A 22,882-nucleotide genomic window follows, 5' to 3' on the forward strand; every position below is an offset into this window, starting at 1 on the left:
TAAACGAAATAAATGTCTATTATTTACAAAAGTTAAATTTAAAAAAGTTTATAAAATGCCTAAAAAACTAATAAATTATTATTAATAGTATAGATTGTGAAAGAAAATAGTAGATAATTAAAGAATTTATTAGAAAAATATGAAAAATAGCATATTAGATATCTTTTAAAAAGATATAGCATACTATATTAGTGAAGAAGATAATAAAATAATACATTAAATGGGGGATTTCCATGGGAGTTTTATTTGCAATTATTGGGTTGATTTTAACTATATTTACTTTCTTTTATTTAGAGAAAAACATTATATTAAATAAAAAATCTATTATAAAAAAAGCTAAAGTAATAGGCTTTGAAAGTTACACTTATCTAATGCCTGGAACTGAATATAATACAGTATATAATGCAAATTTATATCCTATATTAGAGGTTGAAGATGATGATAAAAAAGTAAGAATAGCGATTTCATATTTAAGTAATAAGATTAATTTAGAACGAGGAGATGAAATTGAAGTAATATATCCAAAAGGGAAGATAGAAAAATTAAAACTATATGATAATGAAAGTAAGTATAGGTTTTACTATCTAATTATAGCTATAGGAATAATAGTAACTTTATTATCGATCACAATGCTTTAAATAAAGGGAGCTAAAAATTAGCTCCCTTAATAATATTGTTTCAATTTATTTTTATAAGTTTATATATTCATAAGGCTTTACTAAATATATAGGCTGATGGCAAATTTATATAAATTAAATACTATAATATTATAAACTCTTAAGGGAGGAAAACATGCCATTAAGTATTAGGGAAATAATAATAAGGTTGATATTTTCAGTTTTTGTTGGTGGTATTATAGGATATGAAAGGGAAAGAAAACGCAGAGCAGCAGGACTTAGGACACATATATTAGTTTGTGTAGGAGCTACAATAATATCTTTGCTACAAATTGATATAGGAAATAAGGCTATAGCAATTATTGAAGCTAACAAGGATCTAAGTGAAATTATAAAAATAGATTATGGAAGATTAGGCGCTCAAGTAATAACTGGAGTTGGGTTTATTGGAGCTGGAGCTATAGTGCATACTAAAGGTAATATAAAGGGGTTAACAACAGCAGCAACATTATGGGTGGTAGCATGTTTAGGATTATCTATAGGTATGGGCGAGTATTATGTAAGTATATTTGGAGCTATAATAATTGTAATAACTCTAGTATTTTTAAAAAGCATAGAAAACAGGTTCATATCTAAAAATGTAATTAAAAAAATTGAAATTAAGTATAATAATTTAGAGGATACTAAGTTAGAAATAGAAAAGTATTTAGAAGGTAAAAATTTAATTATTAAAGTTATAGAGTATTTATTAGAAGAAGATAGTTCAAAAGAAGAAGTTCATGCAATTTATACTATATTAAAGCCTCAATATATTAGCTTTGAAACTATATTAAATGATCTAAAAAATAATAAAAATATAGTATATTTAAATGTAATAAAATGATATTAATATAATAAAGGTAAAACAACTTTGATAATCAAAATATTTTATATAAAAATATTCATTATGTAATTGAATTTTAGTTTATATTAGATTATTATTTAATTGAGGAACTATAGAAAAAGGATGGGATAAAATTATTATGGAAAGAAGTGAAAATGTAGTTAATGAGTTATTAGTAAAGATATTTAACGAAATACTACAGATTGAAGAAAAAACATTAAGAAATGGACATTTTTCAGATTTATCAGTTAGAGAAATGCATACTATTGAAGCAATAGGAAGAAAACAAAGAATGATGAGTGAGGTTGCACAAGACTTAGGGATTACTGTGGGTACCTTAACAACAGCAATAAATAGGCTAATTAAAAAGGGGTATGTAGATAGAAAAAGAATAGAAGAAGATAGAAGAGTAGTTCTTGTAGAGTTAACGAAGAAAGGAAAAGTTGCACATAGGCTACACGAAAGATTTCATAATGAAATGGTTAAATCTATGATGGGTGGACTTTTAGATAACGAAAGAGATGTCCTTGTAGAATCTTTAGAAAAACTGAATAATTATTTTAAGGAGAAATGTGAATCAATAGAATAATATTTGGAATAAACTTTCAGTTATTTACTTTCAACAGTTTAATTTTACTATATTCAGTAATATATTTGTGATATTATTAAGGGGTAAATAATTAGAGTGTGGGAGGATATTATGGGAAACACTAGTTTAGATGTTGCTAAATATTCAGTAAGAATGGCTATTTCATCAAGAGAAGAGGAAGAAGAATTAAAAACTGAATTCAAGAAAAAAAGTGTATTAGTTACTGCTGTTAATATAGGCGGAAATATAAATGACTCAACTTCTAAAATATTAGAAAGGGCTTTAGTAGCCTCTAAAAGAAATGGAGTAATAAGAGAAGAACACTTGCATGAAGGTGGAGTAATAGGAGCAACAAGAGATGCTTTAATGCAAGTTTGGAATAGAGCAAGTGGTCAAAATGTAGGAGGAAAAGTAGGCATTGCTAGAAAAGGTGAGCACTTAAGTGTATGTATTTTCCTTAGTGTTGGACTATTACATTTAGATGAGGTTGTGATAGGAATAGGACATAGAGCTGTTCCAGAATAAATAGTAAAATTAAAGTTTAAGGGGCTGTTATAAAATAACAGCCCCTTAAACTTTAATTTATTTTTAACTTTATAATATTTTTATTTACAAAAAAATAATGAAAATAAAGTTTTTTCTAAATTCTCTTTAGAAGTAAAAAAAAGGAGATTTCATAAGTATAATTGGATCTAATGGTGCTGGAAAATCAACGTTATTAAATATAGTATCTGGTAATATAGAGTGTGATAGTGGAATTATACTATTAGATGGAGAAGATGTTTCAAATAAGGATGAATATAAAAGGTCCAAAAATATAGGTAGAGTTTTTCAAAATCAATCTCTTGGTATATCACCGAACATGACTATATTAGAAAGCTTATTGTTAGCTGATAACAAAGGAAAAATTTATGGATTGTCTTTCGCAATAAATAAAAAAAGAATTAACTATTATAAAAATATTCTTAAAGAATTAGATTTAGGATTAGAAGATAAATTATATACAAAAGTAAATTTATTATCTGGAGGACAAAGACAAGCTTTGACATTATTAATGGCTGTTATGACAAAGCCCAAATTATTATTATTGGATGAGCACACTGCAGCCTTAGATCCTAAAACTTCTTTAAAGATAATGGATATAACGGAAAAAATGGTTAAAGAAACTGGAGTAACTACTATTATGGTAACTCATAATTTAAAACAAGATATTAAAAGTGGAAATAGACTTATTATGATGCATAGTGGACAAATTATAATTGATGTAAAAGATAAGGAAAAAGAAGAGTTAACTCATTCCAAATTAATGAAATTATTTGAGGAAGCTAATGTAAATGAAGACTTAAGTGATAGAACTTTATTAGCATAGTATTATTGAATAAATAGAAGGTTTTATTTATATTACAACCTTCTATTTATTTTTTTTATAACAACCTTTATATGATATGAATATTTAATATGATTTTTAGGAAAAGTAATAGTAATTAAGTTATAATTGTATATTAAAATCTAGATGAGAGTATTTAAAAAGATGAAAAGTAAGAAATTAAAATATTATTGTTATATATATAACAATAATATTGCTTTAAATGCCATATACATTTAAGAGATTAGTTACGATTAGATTATATCAATATTCAAAATAACACAAATAATCAGAAAATAGCTTGATAATAAAAGTCGAATATTATATTATATGAACATAATAAGGGGAAAATGGTTTGAATATGTGTAAAATAACTTTATAATAATGTATTAAAATAGGACGGAAAAATAATTTTAAAAAATATGATAAATTTTTAACAAAAAAGATTGACAAAAATTAGACAATATACTAAAATAAACTTGTACTTAGTCGATAGACAAAAAAGAGAATTTAGAAAATAAAATTATTATATAGATATGTAGGAGGAATTAAAATGGCTGTAACAAATGCACAAGAATTAACTCAAAGAATTAAAGAATTAAGAGAAGCGCAAAAGGTATTTGCCACTTACACACAAGAACAAGTAGATGAAATATTCAGACAAGCAGCTATGGCAGCAAGTGACAATAGAATTAAACTTGCTAAAATGGCAGTTGAAGAAAGTGGAATGGGAATTGTAGAAGATAAGGTAATTAAAAATCACTTTGCTGCAGAATATATATATAATCAATATAAAGATATGAAAACTTGCGGAGTTATAGAAGAAGATCATACTTTTGGTATAACTAAAATAGCAGAACCTATAGGAGTTGTAGCAGCTATAGTTCCAACTACAAATCCAACATCAACAGCAATATTTAAAACATTAATTGCATTAAAAACAAGAAATGCAATAATTATATCACCACATCCAAGAGCTAAAAAAGCTACAATTGAAGCAGCTAAAATAGTTTTAGATGCAGCTGTTAAAGCAGGTGCACCAGAAGGAATAATAGCTTGGATAGATGAACCATCAGTTGAATTATCACAAAATGTTATGAGAGAATCAGATATAATACTAGCTACAGGTGGTCCTGCAATGGTTAAATCAGCTTACTCATCAGGAAGACCAGCTTTAGGAGTTGGAGCAGGAAATACCCCAGCTATTATAGATGAAACAGCTCATATAAAAATGGCTGTAAACTCAATACTTCTTTCAAAAACTTTTGATAATGGAGTTATTTGTGCATCAGAACAAAGCATCTTAGTTATGAATGAAGTTTATGAAGAAGTTAAAAAGGAATTATCTGCAAGAGGAGCATACATATTAAAAGGTGAAGAAGTAGATAAGGTTAGAAAGATAATTTTAAATGAAAAAGGTGGCTTAAATGCTAATATGGTTGGCCAACCAGCATACAAGATAGCTGAAATGGCTGGGGTTAAAGTTCCAGTAGGAGCTAAAGTTTTAGTTGGAGAAGTTGAATCAGTAGAGTTAGAAGAACCATTTTCACATGAAAAATTATCACCAGTACTTGCTATGTACAGAGTCAAAACTTTTGATGAAGCTCTAACAAAAGCTTGTAGATTAATAGAATTAGGTGGCATGGGTCATACGTCTGTATTCTATACAGATCAAATAAAATCAACAGAAAGAATTGCTAGATTCGGAGCAGCTATGAAGACTGCAAGAACATTAATAAATATGCCAGCATCACAAGGAGCTATTGGAGATATATACAACTTTAGACTAGCGCCTTCATTAACACTAGGATGTGGATCATGGGGAGGAAACTCAGTTTCAGAAAACGTTGGTCCTAAGCATTTAATTAACGTAAAGAGTGTTGCTGAGAGGAGAGAAAATATGCTTTGGTTTAGAGTTCCAGAAAAGACTTACTTCAAATATGGATGTTTACCAATCGCTTTACAAGAATTACATGATATGGGTAAAAAGAAAGTATTTATAGTAACAGATAAAATTTTGGCTGAACTTGGATATACAGCTAGAATAACAGACGTTTTAGAAAGATATGGAATAGACTTTAGAATATTCTCAGAAGTTGAGCCAGATCCAACTCTAGCAGCAGCTAAAAAAGGTGCAGAAGCAATGCTTGCATTCAATCCAGATGTTATAATTTCATTAGGTGGAGGATCACCAATGGATGCAGCTAAAATTATGTGGGTAATGTATGAACATCCAGAAGTTAGATTCGAAGATTTAGCTATGAGATTTATGGATATAAGAAAGAGAGTTTATAAATTCCCAACTATGGGTGAAAAAGCAATGATGGTTGCTATTCCTACTTCTGCTGGTACAGGATCAGAAGTTACACCATTTGCAGTTATAACTGATGAAAAAACAGGTGTTAAATATCCACTTGCAGATTACGAACTAACTCCAGATATGGCTATAGTTGATGCTGAACTTATGATGAGTATGCCAAGAGGATTAACAGCTGCTTCAGGTATTGATGTTTTAGTTCATGCAATTGAGGCTTATGTTTCAGTATTAGCATCAGAATATACTAATGGATTAGCGTTAGAAGCAATAAGGTTAGTATTTAAGTATTTACCAGTAGCATACAATGAAGGAAGTACAAATGTAAAAGCAAGAGAAAAGATGGCTCACGCTGCATCAATAGCAGGTTTAGCATTTGCTAATGCTTTCCTTGGAATTTGCCACTCAATGGCTCATAAGCTAGGTTCATTCCATCACTTACCACACGGTATGGCTAATGCATTATTAATAAATGAATCAATTAAATTTAATGCAGCAGATGCACCAACTAAGCAAACAGCCTTTGCTCAATACAAATATCCAAATGCAGCTTGGAGATATGCTAGAATAGCAGATTACCTACAACTAGGTGGAAATACAGAAGCTGAAAAAGTTGAATTATTAACAAAGGCTATAGACGAATTAAAAGATAAAGTTGGAATGCCAAAATCAATAGCAGATGCAGGAGTATTAAAAGAAAGCTTCTATGCAACAATTGATGAAATGGTTGAGCAAGCATTTGATGATCAATGTACAGGAGCTAACCCAAGATATCCATTAATGAGCGAAATTAAACAAATGTATATAAATGCTTATGAAGGACTAAAAGTAAAAGAAGTTAAAAAAGAAACTAAGAAAAAATAATATATAAGAGAAAAAATAGAGGATTTTAAAAGTATCCTCTATTTTTTATTGCCTAACTATACATATATACAAAAAAAATATGATATTATTTATAAATACAACTTATTTAAGGGCTTATAAGATTAACATTAAAAGTGGAGGAAGTTTATGAAAAAAAGAATTTTAGTAGTTACTTTTTTAATATTTATACAAATACTTATGTTTGGATGTTCTCAGGGTATAAGTAAAGGAAAAGAAAAAGACATAAAAGAAACAATAGATCTAGTTTTATCTTATAAAAATGGATATGATGATACTATGAAAAAGCATATAAGTGAAAAAAACTTTTATGTTTGCAATTATGTAGAATTTTATTCCTTATATATAGGTGAACTAAACCTTGAAAAATATGAAAGCTCAGTTAAAAGTATTAAGGAAGAAAATGGTAAGTATAAGGTTTGTATGATTTTAAATATAAAAGCAAAGGCAGTAGAGATTCATGGTGATGAAAAAGCAAGTGATGAAGCAACAGGAGAAAATATTCCTGTTGAAGTTGTTGTAAAAGAAAAAGATGGACTATATTTTATAGAAGGGCTTACTGAGTATGAAAACCTTGAAAAAGCAGCAGAATTAAATGAAGGATTTAAATAAAGTTAAAGTATTTAAGAAAGTGTGGATATGATATGAAACCATTAGCAGAAATAATGAGACCTAAAAGATTAGAGGATTTTGTAGGTCAAAAAAATATATTGGCTAAAGGAAAACCTTTATATAATTTAATTATAAACAAGATGATTCCTAACTGTATATTATATGGGCCACCAGGAACGGGGAAAACAACTTTAGCTAATATAATGGCTAACTATGTGGATAAAAAATTCTATAAGTTAAATGCAACTACAGCTTCTGTTAAAGATATTCAAGAAATAACTGAAAGCTTAGATAGTTTACTTAATTATAATGGAGTAGTTATTTATATAGATGAGCTTCAGCATTTTAGTAAAAAGCAACAACAAGCTTTGTTAGAGTTTATTGAAAATGGTAGAGTTACATTAATAGCTAGCACTACAGAAAATCCATATTTTGCAATTCATAAGGCTATATTAAGTAGATGCAACATATTTAAATTTGAAGCTTTAAATATAGAAGAAATAACTGAGGGGCTAGAAAAGGCAATAAAGAAGTTAATTAATGAAGATATAGAGGTGGAATATTCATTAGAAGCATTAAAATATATCAGTGAAATTTCTCAAGGAGATTATAGAAAGGCTTACAATATATTAGAACTTGCTATAAATTCTCAACTTAAAAAAGTAAAAAAGATTTCTGTAGAATATATAGAAAGCTTAAATCAATCTCATATGAGAGCAGATGCAAGTGGAGATGAGTATTATAATTTGTTAAGTGCTCTTCAGAAAAGTATAAGAGGTAGTGATGCAGATGCAGCTATACACTATTTAGCTAGGCTTATTAAATCAGGAAACTTAACGGCAATAATAAGAAGAATTTCTGTAATAGTAGCTGAGGATGTAGGGCTTGCTCATCCCAATGCATTGACTGTTGTTAATTCAGGTATAGAACTAGCTTTAAAGGTAGGGCTTCCAGAAGCTTCTTTAATATTATCAGAGCTTGTTATATACTTAGCAACATTACCAAAATCAAATAGTGCATATTTAGCTATTTCTAATGCAATAAAGGATTTAGAAAATAAAAATATAGGAGATGTACCAAATCACCTAAAGGATTCCCATTATAGTGGAGCAGAGAATCTAGGTGTTGGAGGTTATAAATATCCCCATGATTATGAAAATCATTATATAAAACAACAATATATGCCTGATAACTTAGATAATACAAAATACTATTTTCCTCAAAAAAATAAATATGAAGAAAGTATAAATAAGTACTGGACCAGCATAAAATAGGCTTTATGAGAAGAGTTGGAATTATTGACAATAGTAGAGTGGTTTGATAAGATATAAAAGTAAAGGCTACTAAAATAGTCAACATTAAAAAGGGGGAAGTATAATGAAGCTTTCTACTAAAGGTAGATACGGGGTCAAGGCTATGGTAGACCTTGCAATGCACTACGGAGATGCCCCCGTTTCAATAAAAACAATATCACAAAGACAAAGTATATCAGAATATTATTTGGAGCAATTATTTTCACCACTTAGAAAAGCTAAACTTATAAAGAGTATAAGAGGAGCTCAAGGTGGTTATGTATTAAATAGAACCCCAAAGGATATAACAGTAGCAGATGTAATGGATGTTCTTGAAGGCCCTGTTGAAATTGCAGAATGTATTGAAGGAACAGAGTGTGATAATATTGATTTTTGTGCTACTAGATTGTTATGGGAAAAAATTAAAAATAGTATTGATGAAGTAATGAAAAATATAACACTTCAAGATATAGTTGATGACTATACGAGAATGAAGGATGAAAATCAATCCATTAAGATTGTAAAGAGGAGCGAATAAATATGAGAAATGTTTATATGGATTATGCAGCAACTACATATGTTAAACCAGAAGTTCTAGAAGAAATGATGCCGTATTTCACAGAGAAATATGGAAATCCATCATCTTTTTATGGTATTTCTAGAGAAACTAAAATGGCTATTGATAAAGCTAGAAGTAGAGTTGCAAAAGCTTTGACTTGTGATCCAAATGAAGTTTATTTTACAGGGGGTGGATCAGAAGCAGACAACTGGGCTATTAAGGGAATAGCATCAGCCCATAGAAAAAAAGGAAATCATATTATAACTACTAAGGTTGAGCATCATGCAGTACTTCACACTTGTGAGTATTTAGAAAAAAATGGATTTGAAGTAACATATTTAAATGTTGATGAAGAGGGATTTATAAATTTACAAGAATTAGAAAATGCTATAACTGATAAAACTATATTAGTTTCAATTATGTTTGCAAACAATGAAATTGGAACAATTCAACCTGTTAAAGAAATAGGTGAAATTTGTAGAGGAAGAAAAGTATTATTCCATACAGATGCAGTTCAAGCAATTGGAAATATTCCTGTAGATGTTAAAGAAATGAATATAGATTTATTATCATTAGCAGGACATAAGATTTATGGACCTAAGGGAACGGGTGCACTTTATATAAGAAAAGGTGTAAGAATAGATAATTTAATTCATGGCGGTGGCCAAGAAAGAGCTAGAAGGGCAGGTACTGAAAATACATCTTCAATAGTTGGTCTTGGAAAGGCTATAGAACTTTCAACAGAGAGTTTAGAAGAACATAATAGGAAATTAACTGCACTTAGAGATAAATTAATAGAGGGATTATTAAAGGTGCCTCATACAAGATTAAATGGACCTAAAGGTGATAAAAGATTGCCAGGTAATGCTAATATAACTTTTGAATTTATAGAAGGTGAATCAATACTTCTATCTTTAGATTTTGAAGGGGTATGTGCATCAAGTGGTAGTGCATGTACTTCAGGATCACTTGATCCATCTCACGTGTTATTAGCAATAGGTTTACCTCATGAGTTAGCTCATGGATCTTTAAGATTAACATTAGGTGATGCTTCAACAGAGGAAGATGTAGATTATGTATTAGAAGTTGTTCCACCTATTATAGAAAGACTTAGAAATATGTCTCCATTATGGGAAGACTTTTTAAAGAAGGGAGAAAAATATTATGATGTACAGCGATAAGGTAATGGATCATTTTAGAAATCCAAGAAATGTAGGGGAAATTGAAGATGCAAATGGAGTAGGGGAAGTTGGAAACGCTAAATGTGGAGATATAATGAAGGTTTATTTAAAAATTGAAGAAAATATAGTTAAAGATGTTAAGTTCAAAACATTTGGGTGTGGATCAGCTATTGCTTCATCATCAATGGCAACAGAATTAATTAAAGGAAGGACTGTAGAAGAAGCTTGGAAATTATCTAATAAAGCAGTTGCAGAAGCTTTAGATGGACTTCCACCTGTAAAAATGCATTGCTCAGTATTAGCAGAAGAAGCAATTCATAAGGCAATTAATGATTATAGAAAAAATTCAGGTTTAGAGCTTTGGGATTTTGAAGAGCATGATGATATACATGATCATGTTCACGGTCATGAATAGGTAACAGTATGAAAAAGAAAGTTGTTGTAGGTATGAGTGGTGGAGTAGATAGCTCTGTTGCTGCATACCTTTTAAAAGAACAAGGTTACGATGTAATAGGCGTGACAATGAAACATTTTGATGATGAATCTGAAGATTATATTGAAAGAGAAGGTGGATGTTGTTCACTTTCATCAGTAGAAGATGCTAGAAGAGTTGCTGACAAATTAGGAATCCCTTTTTATGTTCTAAATTTTAAGGATTCCTTTAAAGAAAAAGTTATAGATTATTTTGTTCAAGAATACATGGAAGGAAAGACACCAAATCCGTGCATAGCTTGTAATAAACATATAAAGTTTGATGAATTTTTAAGAAGATCTAAAGGTATTGGAGCTGATTATGTAGCTACAGGACATTATGCTAAAATAGAAAAAAATGAAGATGGTAGATATTTTTTAATAAAGGCTGATGATGATAAAAAGGATCAAACATATGCTTTATATAACTTTACTCAAGAACAATTAAGTCAAACATTAATGCCTTGTGGAGATTATACTAAAGATAAAATAAGGGAAATAGCTAAAGAAATTGGTCTTGCTGTTCACAATAAAAAAGATAGTGAAGAAATATGTTTTATACCTGATAATAATCATGGTAAGTATATTACACTAGTTAGACCTAATGAAATACAACAAGGGAATTTTGTTGATAAAAATGGTAATGTACTTGGTAAGCATAAGGGGATAGTTTATTATACAATAGGCCAAAGGAAAGGGTTAGGTTTATCTTTAGGTACTCCTGTTTTTGTTACAGATATAAATCCAAGAACTAATGAAGTTGTTATAGGGCCAGAAGAAGATGTGTTTAAGACAGACTTAGTTGCTAAGGATGTTAACTTTATTCCATTTGATACTTTAAATGAAGAAATAAAGGTTTCTTCTAAGGTAAGATATCAAGCAAAACCAGCAGAAGCTACAATTTCACCACTTCCTAATGGTAGAGTTAAAGTTTCTTTTAAAGATAAACAAAGAGCAATTACTAAAGGTCAATCAGTTGTATTTTATGATGGAAATATAGTTGTTGGTGGTGGAATAATAGAAAAAATTCTATAAATAAAATAAAAATTCTCATAGATGATCAATGAGAATTTTTTTTGTTCTTTGGGGGATAATATAGTTATTGTTTTATAGAAAGGAGATTAACTATGTTAAAGACCAAGGATTTCTATTTGTTAAAGGTTTATAATATAAGGGGGAAGTACTTAGGGATAGTAGATGATATTTATATCGATTTTTACAATGGTGAAATAAAAGGTTTTTTTATATCTAACTACTTTTTATTTAGCAAAAAGAATTTTGTAAAGGTTGATGATATAATTTCTTTAGAAGAAGTTATGATTGTAAAAGAGTTAAGTGAAAAAGAGGGATTATCATTTAAATCAATAAAAGATATTGATATAAAAGATAAAAATAATGTTATGAGAGGGATTTTAGAGGATTTAATTATAGAAAAAAATGATTTTTCTATAAAAGGATTAATAATGAGTTCTGGAATATTTGATAGGATAATAAAGGGTAAGGAAATATTGCTTTTAAAAAATTGTGTATTAGGGGAAGATTTTATTTTATATTATGGTAGTGATGAGGTTAGGCTTCAAAGCTTGCCTCGTAAGAGAAAAACATGCTGAGTTATAAAAAATATAAAAAAGTGATAAATCCAATTTTAATAATCTTATCTTTTATAATAATCCTAATTTTATATATAAAAATAAATACAATAAATAGTATAGTAAATATTGTTTTTATTAGCTTTATTTTAGCTTATGCTCTAAAACCTATGAGAGATAGTATAAGTGAGAAATTTAATATAAGCAAAAAAATATCATCAATTTCAATTATATTAATAATATTATTAAGCTTATGTTTAATTTCATATATAGTAATACCTTCATTAATAAGAGAAAGTTATAATATTGGATACATATTAGATAATATTGATGAATATATTGAAAGTTTGGCTTATAAGATGCATTTAAATGATATATCATTTTTTCAAACACTATATTTTAAAATAAGTGAGGAAGTAAATATATTTTTTAGCAATCTCGCTGGCAATTTCCTTGAGAAGTTATTTATGTGTTTTGAAAGTTTAATTTCTCTCGCCATTATACCTATAGTTACATATTATTTTTTAGTAGATGGAGATTTAATTTATAATAAACTTTTATTAATATTACCTACAGAAAAAAGAATAATAACTAAAAAGCTTATTAGTCATATAGATAAAGTTCTAGCGAGATACATAATAAGTCAGTTGTTGTTATCGGGAATAATTGGAGTTTTAACCTTTGCAGTTCTCATGATTATAGGAGTGAAATTTGCCTTAATACTTGGAATCTTTAATGGTGTACTAAATATAATACCTTATTTTGGCCCAATAATTGGTGGAGTTCCGGCTATATTTGTAGCTTTAATGGAATCACCTAATAAGGCTCTGTGGACACTTATTGCTGTGTTTATAATTCAACAAATAGAAGGAAATATATTGTCTCCTAAAATAACTGGAGATAGTACTAATATGCATCCTATAATTATAATAATACTTCTTTTAGTAGGGGAGAAGTTAGGTGGTTTTGTAGGTATGATAGTTGCAGTTCCAATAGGGGTTATAATAAAGGTTATATATGATGATATTAATAATTATTTGTTTTAAATAAAATAATTGACATATTTTAATAAATAAACTATAATTTCATTGAAATATAAGAAAATTTAATATTTAGCGTTGAAAAGAATGAGTAAATATAGTTTATGTATGCAGAGAGGAAGTGGATGCTGAAAACTTCTTACATTATATATTGAAGCTATCTTGGAGCTATATTATCTAAGTGATGTATTTTTTTAATACATAATTAGGGTGGCACCGCGGAATTTATGTTTTCGTCCCTTTTTTAGGGATGGAAACTTTTTTTATTATATAAAGCAAATTTGGAGGTAATAGCTATGAAATTCATGGGAACAAACGAATTAAGAGAAGCTTATTTAAGCTTTTTTGAATCAAAAGATCATTTAAGATTAGAGAGTTTCCCTCTAGTCCCTAAAAATGATAAATCATTATTATTGATAAATGCAGGTATGGCACCACTTAAGCCATATTTTACTGGATTACAAGAGCCACCAAGGAAAAGAATAACAACTTGTCAAAAGTGTATAAGAACAGGTGATATAGAAAACGTAGGTAAAACATCAAGACATGGAACATTTTTCGAAATGCTTGGAAACTTTTCTTTTGGAGATTATTTTAAAGAAGAAATTATTCCTTGGGCATGGGAGTTTATAACTGAAACTCTTCAAATTCCAAAAGATAAATTATATGTAACTATATATTTAGAAGATGATGAAGCTTTTGATATATGGTGCAAGAAAACAGATGTAGATCCAAAGAGAATATTTAGACTTGGAAAAGATGATAACTTCTGGGAAATAGGAGTAGGACCATGTGGACCTTGTACAGAAATTCACTATGATAGAGGTGAAGGAGTAATTACAAATGTAGATGAATTTGTAAGGGCTAGTGACGAAGATAGAGTAGTTGAGTTTTGGAATCTTGTATTCACTCAATTCGATAGGAATGAAGAAGGAAGTTATAATAAACTTGCAAATCCTAATATAGATACAGGAATGGGACTTGAAAGAATAGCAACAATAATGCAAGGTGTAGATAATATATTTGAAATAGATACAGTTAAAAATATACTACAAAAAGTATCAGAACTTTCAGGTGTGAAATATGGAGAAGATAAGCTTAAGGATATTTCTTTAAGAATAATTACAGACCATGTTAAATCAGTAACTATGCTTATTTCCGATGGGGTTCAACCAAGTAATGAAGGTAGAGGATATGTATTAAGAAGACTTTTAAGAAGAGCTGCAAGACATGGAAGGCTGCTTGGAATAAAGAATTTATTCTTAACTGAAATAGTTGAATCAGTAGTTGAAAATTATAGCCGTGCTTATCCAATTCTTTTAGAAAATAAAGAATATATAGAAAGAATAGTTTCTTTAGAAGAGGAAAGATTTAATGAAACTATAGATTCAGGAATGAATATTTTAAATGATTATATAGAAGAAATGGAATCTTCTAACGAAAAAACATTAAAAGGTGAAAAGGCATTTAAGCTATATGATACTTATGGATTCCCTATAGAATTAACAGAAGAAATATTAGAAGAAAAGGGAATGAATGTTGACCAAGAAGCATTTAGAAAAGAAATGGATGAGCAAAGACAAAGGGCTAGAAGTGCAAGAGGTGAATCATCATATATGGGAAGTGATGAGAATCCAATAAATAAAATTGATGCATCTATAGACACAGAGTTTATAGGCTATGGTAATATTGAAGAAAAATCAAATATATTAGTTTTAGCTGATGACAATAATTTTGTGGGTGAATTATCCAATGGAGAAAAAGGATATATAGTTACTGAAAAAACTCCTTTCTATGCTGAAATGGGTGGCCAAGTAGGAGATAAGGGAGTTATTAAAACAGCTTCAGGGGAAGCATATGTTTATGACACAAAGAAAAATGTTGGTGGAAAAACTATTCATTATGTTAATGTTGTAGATGGTACAATAAAGTTTAATGAAGAAGCAAAACTTAAAATAGATATCTTAAGAAGAAATAATATAGCAAAGAACCATACAGCTACACATATGTTACATGAAGCTTTAAAACAAATTGTAGGAAAGCATGTTAATCAAGCAGGTTCTTATGTGGATGATGAAAGATTAAGATTTGACTTTGCACATTTCCAAGGGTTAACAGAAGAAGAAATAGAAAAGGTTGAAGAGTTAGTTAATAAAAAGATAATGGAAGTATTTGTAGTAGATACGAATCTTATGACTTTAGATGAAGCAAGAGAATCAGGTGCAATGGCTTTATTTGATGATAAATATGGTGATAAAGTTAGGGTTGTAAGTGTTGGAGAATTCTCAAAGGAGCTTTGTGGAGGTACTCACGTTCATAACTCAGGAGAAATTGGATTGTTTAAAATAATAGCTGAAATTGGTGTTGCAGCAGGAATAAGAAGAATAGAAGCTGTAACTGGACTAAATGCTATAAAATATATGGAAGAAAAGCAAAGACTTTTAAAAGAAGCATGTAGTGCATTGAAATGCAATGAAAAAGATGTACTCAGAAAGATAGCTTCACAAGGTGCAGAAATTAAAGAAAAGGAAAAAGAAATTTTAGAACTTAAGAGTAAATTAACATCAGGAATTGAGGATGATATTTTAGCTTCAGTTAAAGAAGTAAAGGGAGTTAAGGTTGTAGCTTATGGACTAGAAGGAATAGATGGAAATGCCTTAAGAGACCTAGGGGATAAAATGAGAAGCAAGCTTTCAAGTGGAGTAGTTGTTTTATTAAGTAATGTAAGTGGAAAGGTTAATGTAATATCTATGGCTACAAAGGATGTACTAGAAAAAGGAATCCATTGTGGAAAGATAATTAAAGAAGTTGCAGCAGTTGTTGGCGGAGGCGGTGGAGGAAGACCAGATATGGCTCAAGCTGGTGGTAAGAATCCTGAAAATATTAAATCTGCAATAGAAAAAACATATTCAGTAATAGAATCTTTAGTAAAATAGTGTACTTTTATAATTATATGGAGTATAATTAAATTAAGTAAAATCAGTGAATAGAATTTTAAAAATGTGAAATACTATTACTAGGGATACTATTAACTAAATATAAGTAAGGGGGTGAGCTGCAATTAGCAGCAGTTATATGAATAATAACTTAGATCAAACAATGCAATTTAACTTAAACATCAACAAAGAAGATTTAACAAAATCAATACTAACAGATGTTTACAATGCGTTACAGGAGAAAGGTTATAATCCGATAAACCAATTGGTTGGATATCTTATTTCAGGGGACCCTTCTTACATTACAAGCTACAACGGAGCAAGAGCTTTACTAAGAAAACTTGAAAGAGATGAAATTCTTGAGGAAGTTATAAAATCTTATTTAGAAATAAAATAAAGAGTGCCCGTTTAATCGGGCACTCTTTAGTGTTTAAGGAGATAAATATGAGGATACTTGGTTTAGATGTTGGATCTAAAACTATAGGTGTTGCTATAAGTGATCCATTAGGATGGACTGCTCAAGGGATCACTACAATAAGAAGAACTAAAAAAGAGCAAGACATAGAAGAAGTTAAAAAGTTATGTAAAGAATATTCAGTAGAAACTATAGTTATAGGGTTGCCTAAAAATATGAATGGCACCATAGGAGAATCTGGAGAAAGAGTATTAGAACTTTCAGAAGTTATAAAAGAATCTACTGGAATAAAAGTTGAGATGTGGGATGAAAGATTGACTACAGTAGCTGCACATAAAGCTATGCTAGAGGCTGATTTATCAAGGGGAAAAAGGAAGAAAATAGTTGATAAAATAGCTGCTACGTACATATTGCAAGGGTACTTAGATAGACTCAGTATGAAATAATATTTGATTCCCAATTGAAAATTATTATTGACAACCTATAATCTAAAAATTACAATTATAAAAAGGAGAGAAATTTAATGGATAAAGATTTGAAACAATTGGAATTATATGATGAGGATGGAAATTTAGTAAAGTTAAATGTTGTTGCATTTTTTGATATGGTAAATCCTGATACAGAAGAAAAGAGTGAATATGTCATAGTATATGATAATGATTATACTGAGGATGATATATTTGCATTAAGGGTAGGAGTAGATGAAGATGGAGATGATCTTTTAATACCTATAGATGATGAAGTTGAATTAGCGGCAGTTCAAGAAGCTTATGATACTATTTTTGCCGATGAAGAATAAAAGCTAACTAGAAATAAAGAAAGGGGTGTTGTCTGTGGAACAATCAAATAGTATAGATTTTAATGTTCTAAAAGAAGATTTAAAACAAAAAGGGTATAAGTTAACTCCTCAAAGAAGAGCTATAGTTGATACTATTATAGATAAAGAAGGAGAACATTTAACTGCAGAAGAAATTTATGATGAAGTTAAAAAAAGTTGTCCGGAAATTGGTTTAGCTACTGTATATAGAACGATTATTTTATTAGAAGAATTAGGTGTTATATGCAAACTAGACTTAAATGATGGTTGTAGCAGATATGAATTAGTTCGCAAGGATGAAGGTCATAGACATCATCACTTAGTTTGTAATGAATGTAAGGGTGTTATAGAAGTTCAAGATGATCTTTTAGATGAGCTTGAAGAAGAAGTTGAGAGATCATATGGATTCAAAATCTTAGATCATAGTGTTAAATTCTTTGGTGTTTGTAGAAAATGCCAAAAAGAGATGAATTATAAGCAGGATAAATAAAGGAACTCCTCTCTAAGGAGATGACAACCTTTGTAATACATATTTTAAGAAGAAGGAGGGGACATATTGAAAAACGAAAAGGCAAAAGTTAAGATTATTCCTTTAGGTGGGATAAATGAAATAGGTAAAAACATAACTGTAATTGAGTATAAAAATGATATAGTAGTTATAGATTGTGGCCTAAAATTCCCAGAAGAAGATATGTTCGGTATTGATTTAGTAATACCAGATGTTAATTATTTATTAAAAAACAAAGATAAAGTAAGAGGAATATTTTTAACTCACGGACATGAGGACCATATAGGAGCATTACCATATGTTTTAAAACAATTAAATGTACCTGTATATGGAACAAAGTTAACACTTGGAATTGTTGAAACAAAGCTTAAAGAGCACGGATTGTTAAGTTCAACAGAACTAATAAGAGTAAAGCCAAGAGATGTAATTAAATTAAACTCTGTATCAGTGGAGTTTATAAAGACTAACCACTCTATTGCAGATTCAGTAGCAATAGCAATACACACTCCACTTGGAGTAGTTCTACACACAGGAGATTTTAAAATAGACTACACCCCAATAGATGGAGAACCAATGGATTTTGCAAGATTTGCTGAGATTGGTAGAAAAGGAGTTTTAGCTATGATGGCTGACTCAACTAATGTTGAAAAGCCGGGCTATACTATGTCTGAAAAAGTAGTAGGTGAAAGTTTTGCAAGACTATTTTCAAAGGCAAAGGGGAGAGTAATAGTTGCTACTTTTGCATCTAATGTTCATAGAATACAGCAAATAATTGATGCTGCTAGTATGTATGGAAGAAAAGTTGCAGTTTCAGGAAGAAGTATGGAAAATATAGTTGCAGTAGCAGCAGAGCTTGGATATTTGGAATTTGAAAAAGATGTTCTAGTAAGCATAGATCAAATTAATAAATATAATAATAATCAAGTTGTTATTATTACTACAGGAAGTCAAGGGGAACCAATGTCAGCCCTTACAAGAATGGCAAATTCAGAGCATAGAAAAGTAAATATAGTTGAAGGAGATACTGTAATAATTTCAGCAACACCTATACCTGGAAATGAAAAGTTAGTTTCAAAGGTTATAAATCAATTATTCCAAAAAGGTGCTGAAGTTATATACAAATCTTTAGCAGAAATTCATGTATCTGGGCATGCATGTCAAGAAGAACTAAAGTTAATGCAATCTTTAGTAAGACCTAAATTTTTCATACCTATTCATGGTGAATATAGACATTTAAAACAACATGGAGAATTAGCTATATCATTAGGTATGCCAGAAAACAATGTCCTTATACCAGAAAATGGTGGAGTTATAGAAGTAAACAGAAGTAGTATAAGAAAAAATGGTTCAGTTATTTCAGGGCAAATTTTTGTTGATGGATTAGGTGTTGGAGATGTTGGAAACATAGTTCTAAGAGATAGAAAACACTTATCTCAAGATGGAATATTAACTGTTGTAGTAACTTTATCAAGAGAAAATAATTCAGTTATTGCAGGTCCAGATATAATATCTAGGGGATTTGTTTATGTTAGGGAATCAGAAGGATTAATGGACGAGGCTAAAGAAATAGTTAAGAATGCACTAAGGGAATGTGAGGAAAATAACATAACTGATTGGGCAAGCTTAAAGTCTAAAGTAAGAGATGAGCTTAGAAGTTACCTTTATGAAAAAACAAAAAGAAAGCCTATGATATTACCAATAATCATGGAAATATAATCTGTGATATTGACATTTTAGAATAATAATCTTAGAATATATTATAGTCTAAAATAAATTTTTATTTAAAATTGGATACCAGTGTATCCAATTTTATTTTGGGAAAAATAAGTTATAGGTTTACATTATAAAAATATATACTGGAGGAAATCAAATGAAATTAATAAGTAGAGATGATATAAGAAATATAGCTATAATAGCTCACGTTGACCATGGTAAAACTACATTGGTGGATGCATTATTAAAAGAAAGCCATGTTTTTAGAAGCAACGAAAAAGTAGAAGAAAGAGTTATGGATTCAAATGACTTAGAAAAGGAAAGAGGAATTACAATTCTTTCAAAAAACACAGCTATTATGTATAATGGAGTAAAAATAAATGTAGTAGATACTCCAGGACATGCTGATTTTGGTGGCGAAGTTGAACGTGTACTTAAAATGGTTGATTCTGTTTTATTAGTAGTTGACTCTTATGAAGGACCAATGCCGCAAACTAAATTCGTTTTAAAGAAGGCATTAGAACTAGGGTTACAACCTATAGTTGTTATAAATAAAATAGACAAACCAAATGCAAGACCAGAAGAAGTAATTGATGAAGTATTCGAATTATTCTTAGAACTTGGTGCAGATGATGAACAATTGGATTTCCAAATAATATATGCATCAGCAAGAGAGGGATTTGCAAGATATAATGTTGAAGATACAAATACTGATATGGTTCCATTATTTGAAACTATATTAGAAAACGTAGAAGCACCAAAGGGATATATAGACGGCCCATTCCAAATGTTAGTTACTACTTTAGATACAAACGAATATGTAGGTAGAATAGCAATTGGTAAAATACATAGAGGAATTGTTAAAAAGAATCAACAAGTTGCATTAGTAAGAAAAGATGGAACTACATCAAATTATAAAGTTTCAAGTATATTTACTTATAACGGATTAAATAGAGAAGATGCTCAAGAAGCTTCACTTGGAGATATAATAGCATTAAGTGGTATTCCAGATTGTAATATAGGTGAAACTATTGCAGATGCTCAAGAACCTGAAGCATTACCATTCGTTGAAATAGATGAGCCTACATTAAGTATGAACTTTATGGTTAATGATTCTCCTTTTGCCGGTAGAGAAGGTGAATTCGTAACTTCAAGACATTTAAGAGATAGATTATTAAAAGAATTAGAAACAAATGTAAGTTTAAGAGTTAATGAAATATCTTCAGATTGCTTCGAAGTTTCAGGAAGAGGGGAACTACACTTATCAATTCTTATTGAAACAATGAGAAGAGAAGGTTATGAGTTCCAAGTTTCGAAAGCAAATGTTATCTTCAAAGAAGAAAATGGTAAAAAACTAGAACCAATGGAATATTTAACTGTAGATGTACCAGAAGAATTTATGGGACCAGTTATGGAAAAGCTTGGACCAAGAAAGGCTGAAATGGTTAATATGACTTCAGCTGTTAATGGTTATACAAGACTTGAATTCATAGTACCTGCAAGAGGATTAATTGGATTTAGAAATGAATTTATGACAGATACAAAAGGTAATGGAATAATGAACCATGTATTCCATGGTTATGATAGCTATAAAGGAGAACTTCCAGGAAGAAGTAGAGGTTCAATATGTTCATTTGAAGATGGAGATGCAATATCATATGGATTATTCAATGCTCAAGAAAGAGGTATATTATTTATAAATGCTGGAATACCAGTATATCAAGGTATGATAGTTGGAGAATGTTCTAGAGCTGAAGATATAGATATTAATATATGTAAAGGAAAGAAATTAACTAATACTAGAGCATCAGGATCAGATGATGCAGTTAAATTAATACCTCCAAGACAAATGACATTAGAGCAATGTCTTGAGTTTATAAATTCAGATGAATTAGTTGAAGTTACACCAGAAAGCATAAGAATGAGAAAAAGAGTTTTAGATTCAGCAGAAAGAAGAAGAATAACAAGTAGAAATAGAAAATAATAAATGAAATAAAATGTCTTTATAAGTTGAAAAAAAAGTATTATAATAAAGTGAATAGCCTATAATGGCTATTTACTTTATATATAGGGGGTTTTTATGAGAAGCTTTAAGTCAAAAATGATTCCCATAATAATCATTTTAATATTAACAATAAGTTCTTTTGTTTTATTTAAAAGAATAATAAACAAACCTTTTAATACATCTGAAGATATAGTTATAAATGTGCAAGAAGGGGATAGTTTTTATAGTATAATAGATTCATTATCTAAGGAAAATCAAATTAAAGGTGTACCGATTATTAAATTATATGTTAAACTTTCAGGTAAAAACATAGATGTTAAGCCAGGTGAATATGTTTTACGTAATGATTTAAGTGTTAATGAATTAATAAATACATTAACTAGTGATTCTACACTAGATGTAGTTAAATTTACAGTACCTGAAGGATACACAATTGATGATATAGCTGAAAAGCTAGAAAAAGAAGGAATTTGTAGCAAAGATGATTTCATTAGAGCTGTAAAAGAGTATGAACCACCATCATTTGTGAAGATAAATAGTGAAAAGAGATATAATTTAGAAGGATATTTATTTCCAGATACATATTTAATAAAAGTTGGAGAAACACCTAGAGAAATAATTAGTAAAATGGTTTTTAGATTTAAGGAAGTCCTACAGGGAGCTCTTAAGGAAACAAATATGACAGTTAAAGATGAGGATATAGAAACTGTTGTAAATATAGCTTCTATGATAGAAAAAGAGGCAAGGATAGATAGTGAAAGACCTTTAATTTCATCAGTTATAATTAATAGATTAAATGATGATAAGATGCTTCAAATAGATGCTACAGTTATTTATGCTTTAGGAGAACATGTAAATACTGTTTTAGATAAACATTTAGAAATAGATTCTCCATATAATACATATAAAAACTATGGTTTACCTATAGGTCCTATATCTAATCCAGGTTTAGAATCAATTAAGGCCGCATTAAAACCAGAGAAGACTGATTATTTATTTTATGTACTTCAAGATGATAAAACTCATTATTTTACTAATAGTGATGTTGACTTTATGAATAAATTAAAGGAACTTGGATATTAATAACAAACTT

The 22,882-nt window shown here is 29.3% G+C and carries 21 protein-coding genes, 1 pseudogene and 1 other annotated feature; all 22 genes and pseudogenes read left to right on the forward strand.

The genetic code is table 11. The features are described from left to right. Positions 1-233: 233 nt before the first annotated feature. Positions 234-638 (forward strand): hypothetical protein, encoded by a 405-nt coding sequence (locus ACZJV1_RS06620; protein WP_463651812.1) that lies wholly within the window; start codon positions 234-236, stop codon positions 636-638. 154 nt (positions 639-792) lie between these two features. After that, complete coding sequence (locus tag ACZJV1_RS06625) at positions 793-1,500, forward strand: MgtC/SapB family protein (RefSeq protein WP_460287876.1); 708 nt, start codon at positions 793-795, stop codon at positions 1,498-1,500. Between the two features lie 139 nt (positions 1,501-1,639). Further along, positions 1,640-2,089: a MarR family winged helix-turn-helix transcriptional regulator gene (locus tag ACZJV1_RS06630; protein ID WP_460287874.1), complete on the forward strand. Its 450-nt coding sequence runs from the start codon at positions 1,640-1,642 to the stop codon at positions 2,087-2,089. A 111-nt stretch (positions 2,090-2,200) separates the two neighbouring features. Further along, positions 2,201-2,614: a HutP family protein gene (locus tag ACZJV1_RS06635; RefSeq protein WP_463651813.1), complete on the forward strand. Its 414-nt coding sequence runs from the start codon at positions 2,201-2,203 to the stop codon at positions 2,612-2,614. A gap of 96 nt (positions 2,615-2,710) precedes the next feature. Then, positions 2,711-3,458: pseudogene (locus tag ACZJV1_RS06640) on the forward strand (ABC transporter ATP-binding protein); the annotation flags it as partial. Positions 3,459-4,008: 550 nt separating this feature from the next. Continuing rightward, on the forward strand, positions 4,009-6,633 hold the full coding sequence (gene adhE / locus ACZJV1_RS06645) for a bifunctional acetaldehyde-CoA/alcohol dehydrogenase (RefSeq protein WP_463651814.1): 2,625 nt from the start codon (positions 4,009-4,011) through the stop codon (positions 6,631-6,633). 147 nt (positions 6,634-6,780) lie between these two features. Beyond that, complete coding sequence (locus ACZJV1_RS06650) at positions 6,781-7,263, forward strand: hypothetical protein (protein WP_463651815.1); 483 nt, start codon at positions 6,781-6,783, stop codon at positions 7,261-7,263. 32 nt (positions 7,264-7,295) lie between these two features. Next, positions 7,296-8,537 (forward strand): replication-associated recombination protein A, encoded by a 1,242-nt coding sequence (locus tag ACZJV1_RS06655; protein WP_463651816.1) that lies wholly within the window; start codon positions 7,296-7,298, stop codon positions 8,535-8,537. Between the two features lie 103 nt (positions 8,538-8,640). Next, the gene (locus ACZJV1_RS06660) at positions 8,641-9,093 is read left to right on the forward strand and encodes an RrF2 family transcriptional regulator (RefSeq protein WP_460287867.1); all 453 of its coding nucleotides are present in this window, start codon (positions 8,641-8,643) and stop codon (positions 9,091-9,093) included. 2 nt (positions 9,094-9,095) lie between these two features. Further along, positions 9,096-10,295, forward strand: coding sequence for a cysteine desulfurase NifS (nifS, locus tag ACZJV1_RS06665; RefSeq protein ID WP_463651817.1), 1,200 nt, complete (start codon positions 9,096-9,098; stop codon positions 10,293-10,295). Then, positions 10,279-10,710 carry a Fe-S cluster assembly scaffold protein NifU gene (nifU, locus tag ACZJV1_RS06670; RefSeq protein ID WP_463651818.1) on the forward strand — a complete coding sequence of 144 codons (432 nt, stop codon included), beginning with the start codon at positions 10,279-10,281 and terminating at the stop codon, positions 10,708-10,710. Before nifS ends, nifU begins: the two co-directional genes overlap by 17 nt. 8 nt (positions 10,711-10,718) lie before the next feature. Further along, positions 10,719-11,801: a tRNA 2-thiouridine(34) synthase MnmA gene (mnmA, locus tag ACZJV1_RS06675; protein ID WP_411170450.1), complete on the forward strand. Its 1,083-nt coding sequence runs from the start codon at positions 10,719-10,721 to the stop codon at positions 11,799-11,801. Positions 11,802-11,893: 92 nt separating this feature from the next. Continuing rightward, the gene (locus ACZJV1_RS06680) at positions 11,894-12,376 is read left to right on the forward strand and encodes a PRC-barrel domain-containing protein (protein WP_411170451.1); all 483 of its coding nucleotides are present in this window, start codon (positions 11,894-11,896) and stop codon (positions 12,374-12,376) included. After that, the gene (locus ACZJV1_RS06685) at positions 12,370-13,401 is read left to right on the forward strand and encodes an AI-2E family transporter (protein WP_463651819.1); all 1,032 of its coding nucleotides are present in this window, start codon (positions 12,370-12,372) and stop codon (positions 13,399-13,401) included. The genes ACZJV1_RS06680 and ACZJV1_RS06685 overlap by 7 nt, the downstream gene beginning before the upstream one ends. A 63-nt stretch (positions 13,402-13,464) precedes the next feature. Next, positions 13,465-13,639, forward strand: a binding site (T-box leader). Positions 13,640-13,691: 52 nt separating this feature from the next. Beyond that, on the forward strand, positions 13,692-16,331 hold the full coding sequence (gene alaS, locus ACZJV1_RS06690; RefSeq protein ID WP_463651820.1) for an alanine--tRNA ligase: 2,640 nt from the start codon (positions 13,692-13,694) through the stop codon (positions 16,329-16,331). Between the two features lie 139 nt (positions 16,332-16,470). Further along, on the forward strand, positions 16,471-16,728 hold the full coding sequence (locus tag ACZJV1_RS06695; protein WP_008678270.1) for an IreB family regulatory phosphoprotein: 258 nt from the start codon (positions 16,471-16,473) through the stop codon (positions 16,726-16,728). Positions 16,729-16,775: 47 nt separating this feature from the next. Further along, positions 16,776-17,192 (forward strand): Holliday junction resolvase RuvX, encoded by a 417-nt coding sequence (gene ruvX / locus ACZJV1_RS06700; RefSeq protein ID WP_463651821.1) that lies wholly within the window; start codon positions 16,776-16,778, stop codon positions 17,190-17,192. 77 nt (positions 17,193-17,269) lie between these two features. Further along, positions 17,270-17,545: a DUF1292 domain-containing protein gene (locus ACZJV1_RS06705; protein ID WP_411170455.1), complete on the forward strand. Its 276-nt coding sequence runs from the start codon at positions 17,270-17,272 to the stop codon at positions 17,543-17,545. A 34-nt stretch (positions 17,546-17,579) separates the two neighbouring features. Beyond that, positions 17,580-18,053, forward strand: a complete 474-nt coding sequence (locus tag ACZJV1_RS06710; protein WP_411170456.1) for a Fur family transcriptional regulator — start codon at positions 17,580-17,582, stop codon at positions 18,051-18,053. Between the two features lie 66 nt (positions 18,054-18,119). Continuing rightward, positions 18,120-19,787 carry a ribonuclease J gene (locus ACZJV1_RS06715; protein WP_411170457.1) on the forward strand — a complete coding sequence of 556 codons (1,668 nt, stop codon included), beginning with the start codon at positions 18,120-18,122 and terminating at the stop codon, positions 19,785-19,787. 154 nt (positions 19,788-19,941) lie between these two features. Next, positions 19,942-21,768: a translational GTPase TypA gene (gene typA, locus ACZJV1_RS06720; RefSeq protein ID WP_460287857.1), complete on the forward strand. Its 1,827-nt coding sequence runs from the start codon at positions 19,942-19,944 to the stop codon at positions 21,766-21,768. Between the two features lie 96 nt (positions 21,769-21,864). Next, a complete protein-coding gene (gene mltG / locus ACZJV1_RS06725; protein WP_460287856.1) occupies positions 21,865-22,872 on the forward strand; it encodes an endolytic transglycosylase MltG in 1,008 nt (335 codons plus the stop codon). The last annotated feature ends 10 nt before the right edge of the window (positions 22,873-22,882 follow it).

It is taken from the genome of Clostridium sp. LS3, assembly GCF_055330225.1.

Coding starts and splice junctions, on each gene's coding strand:
- alaS (WP_463651820.1), top strand. CDS start 13,692: ATGAAATTCATGGGAACAAACGAATTAAGAGAAGCTTATTTAAGCTTT.
- ACZJV1_RS06650 (WP_463651815.1), top strand. CDS start 6,781: ATGAAAAAAAGAATTTTAGTAGTTACTTTTTTAATATTTATACAAATA.
- mnmA (WP_411170450.1), top strand. CDS start 10,719: ATGAAAAAGAAAGTTGTTGTAGGTATGAGTGGTGGAGTAGATAGCTCT.
- typA (WP_460287857.1), top strand. CDS start 19,942: ATGAAATTAATAAGTAGAGATGATATAAGAAATATAGCTATAATAGCT.
- ACZJV1_RS06695 (WP_008678270.1), top strand. CDS start 16,471: ATGAATAATAACTTAGATCAAACAATGCAATTTAACTTAAACATCAAC.
- nifS (WP_463651817.1), top strand. CDS start 9,096: ATGAGAAATGTTTATATGGATTATGCAGCAACTACATATGTTAAACCA.
- ACZJV1_RS06680 (WP_411170451.1), top strand. CDS start 11,894: ATGTTAAAGACCAAGGATTTCTATTTGTTAAAGGTTTATAATATAAGG.
- mltG (WP_460287856.1), top strand. CDS start 21,865: ATGAGAAGCTTTAAGTCAAAAATGATTCCCATAATAATCATTTTAATA.
- adhE (WP_463651814.1), top strand. CDS start 4,009: ATGGCTGTAACAAATGCACAAGAATTAACTCAAAGAATTAAAGAATTA.
- ACZJV1_RS06630 (WP_460287874.1), top strand. CDS start 1,640: ATGGAAAGAAGTGAAAATGTAGTTAATGAGTTATTAGTAAAGATATTT.
- ACZJV1_RS06620 (WP_463651812.1), top strand. CDS start 234: ATGGGAGTTTTATTTGCAATTATTGGGTTGATTTTAACTATATTTACT.
- ACZJV1_RS06685 (WP_463651819.1), top strand. CDS start 12,370: ATGCTGAGTTATAAAAAATATAAAAAAGTGATAAATCCAATTTTAATA.
- ruvX (WP_463651821.1), top strand. CDS start 16,776: ATGAGGATACTTGGTTTAGATGTTGGATCTAAAACTATAGGTGTTGCT.
- ACZJV1_RS06625 (WP_460287876.1), top strand. CDS start 793: ATGCCATTAAGTATTAGGGAAATAATAATAAGGTTGATATTTTCAGTT.
- ACZJV1_RS06635 (WP_463651813.1), top strand. CDS start 2,201: ATGGGAAACACTAGTTTAGATGTTGCTAAATATTCAGTAAGAATGGCT.
- nifU (WP_463651818.1), top strand. CDS start 10,279: ATGATGTACAGCGATAAGGTAATGGATCATTTTAGAAATCCAAGAAAT.
- ACZJV1_RS06655 (WP_463651816.1), top strand. CDS start 7,296: ATGAAACCATTAGCAGAAATAATGAGACCTAAAAGATTAGAGGATTTT.
- ACZJV1_RS06660 (WP_460287867.1), top strand. CDS start 8,641: ATGAAGCTTTCTACTAAAGGTAGATACGGGGTCAAGGCTATGGTAGAC.
- ACZJV1_RS06705 (WP_411170455.1), top strand. CDS start 17,270: ATGGATAAAGATTTGAAACAATTGGAATTATATGATGAGGATGGAAAT.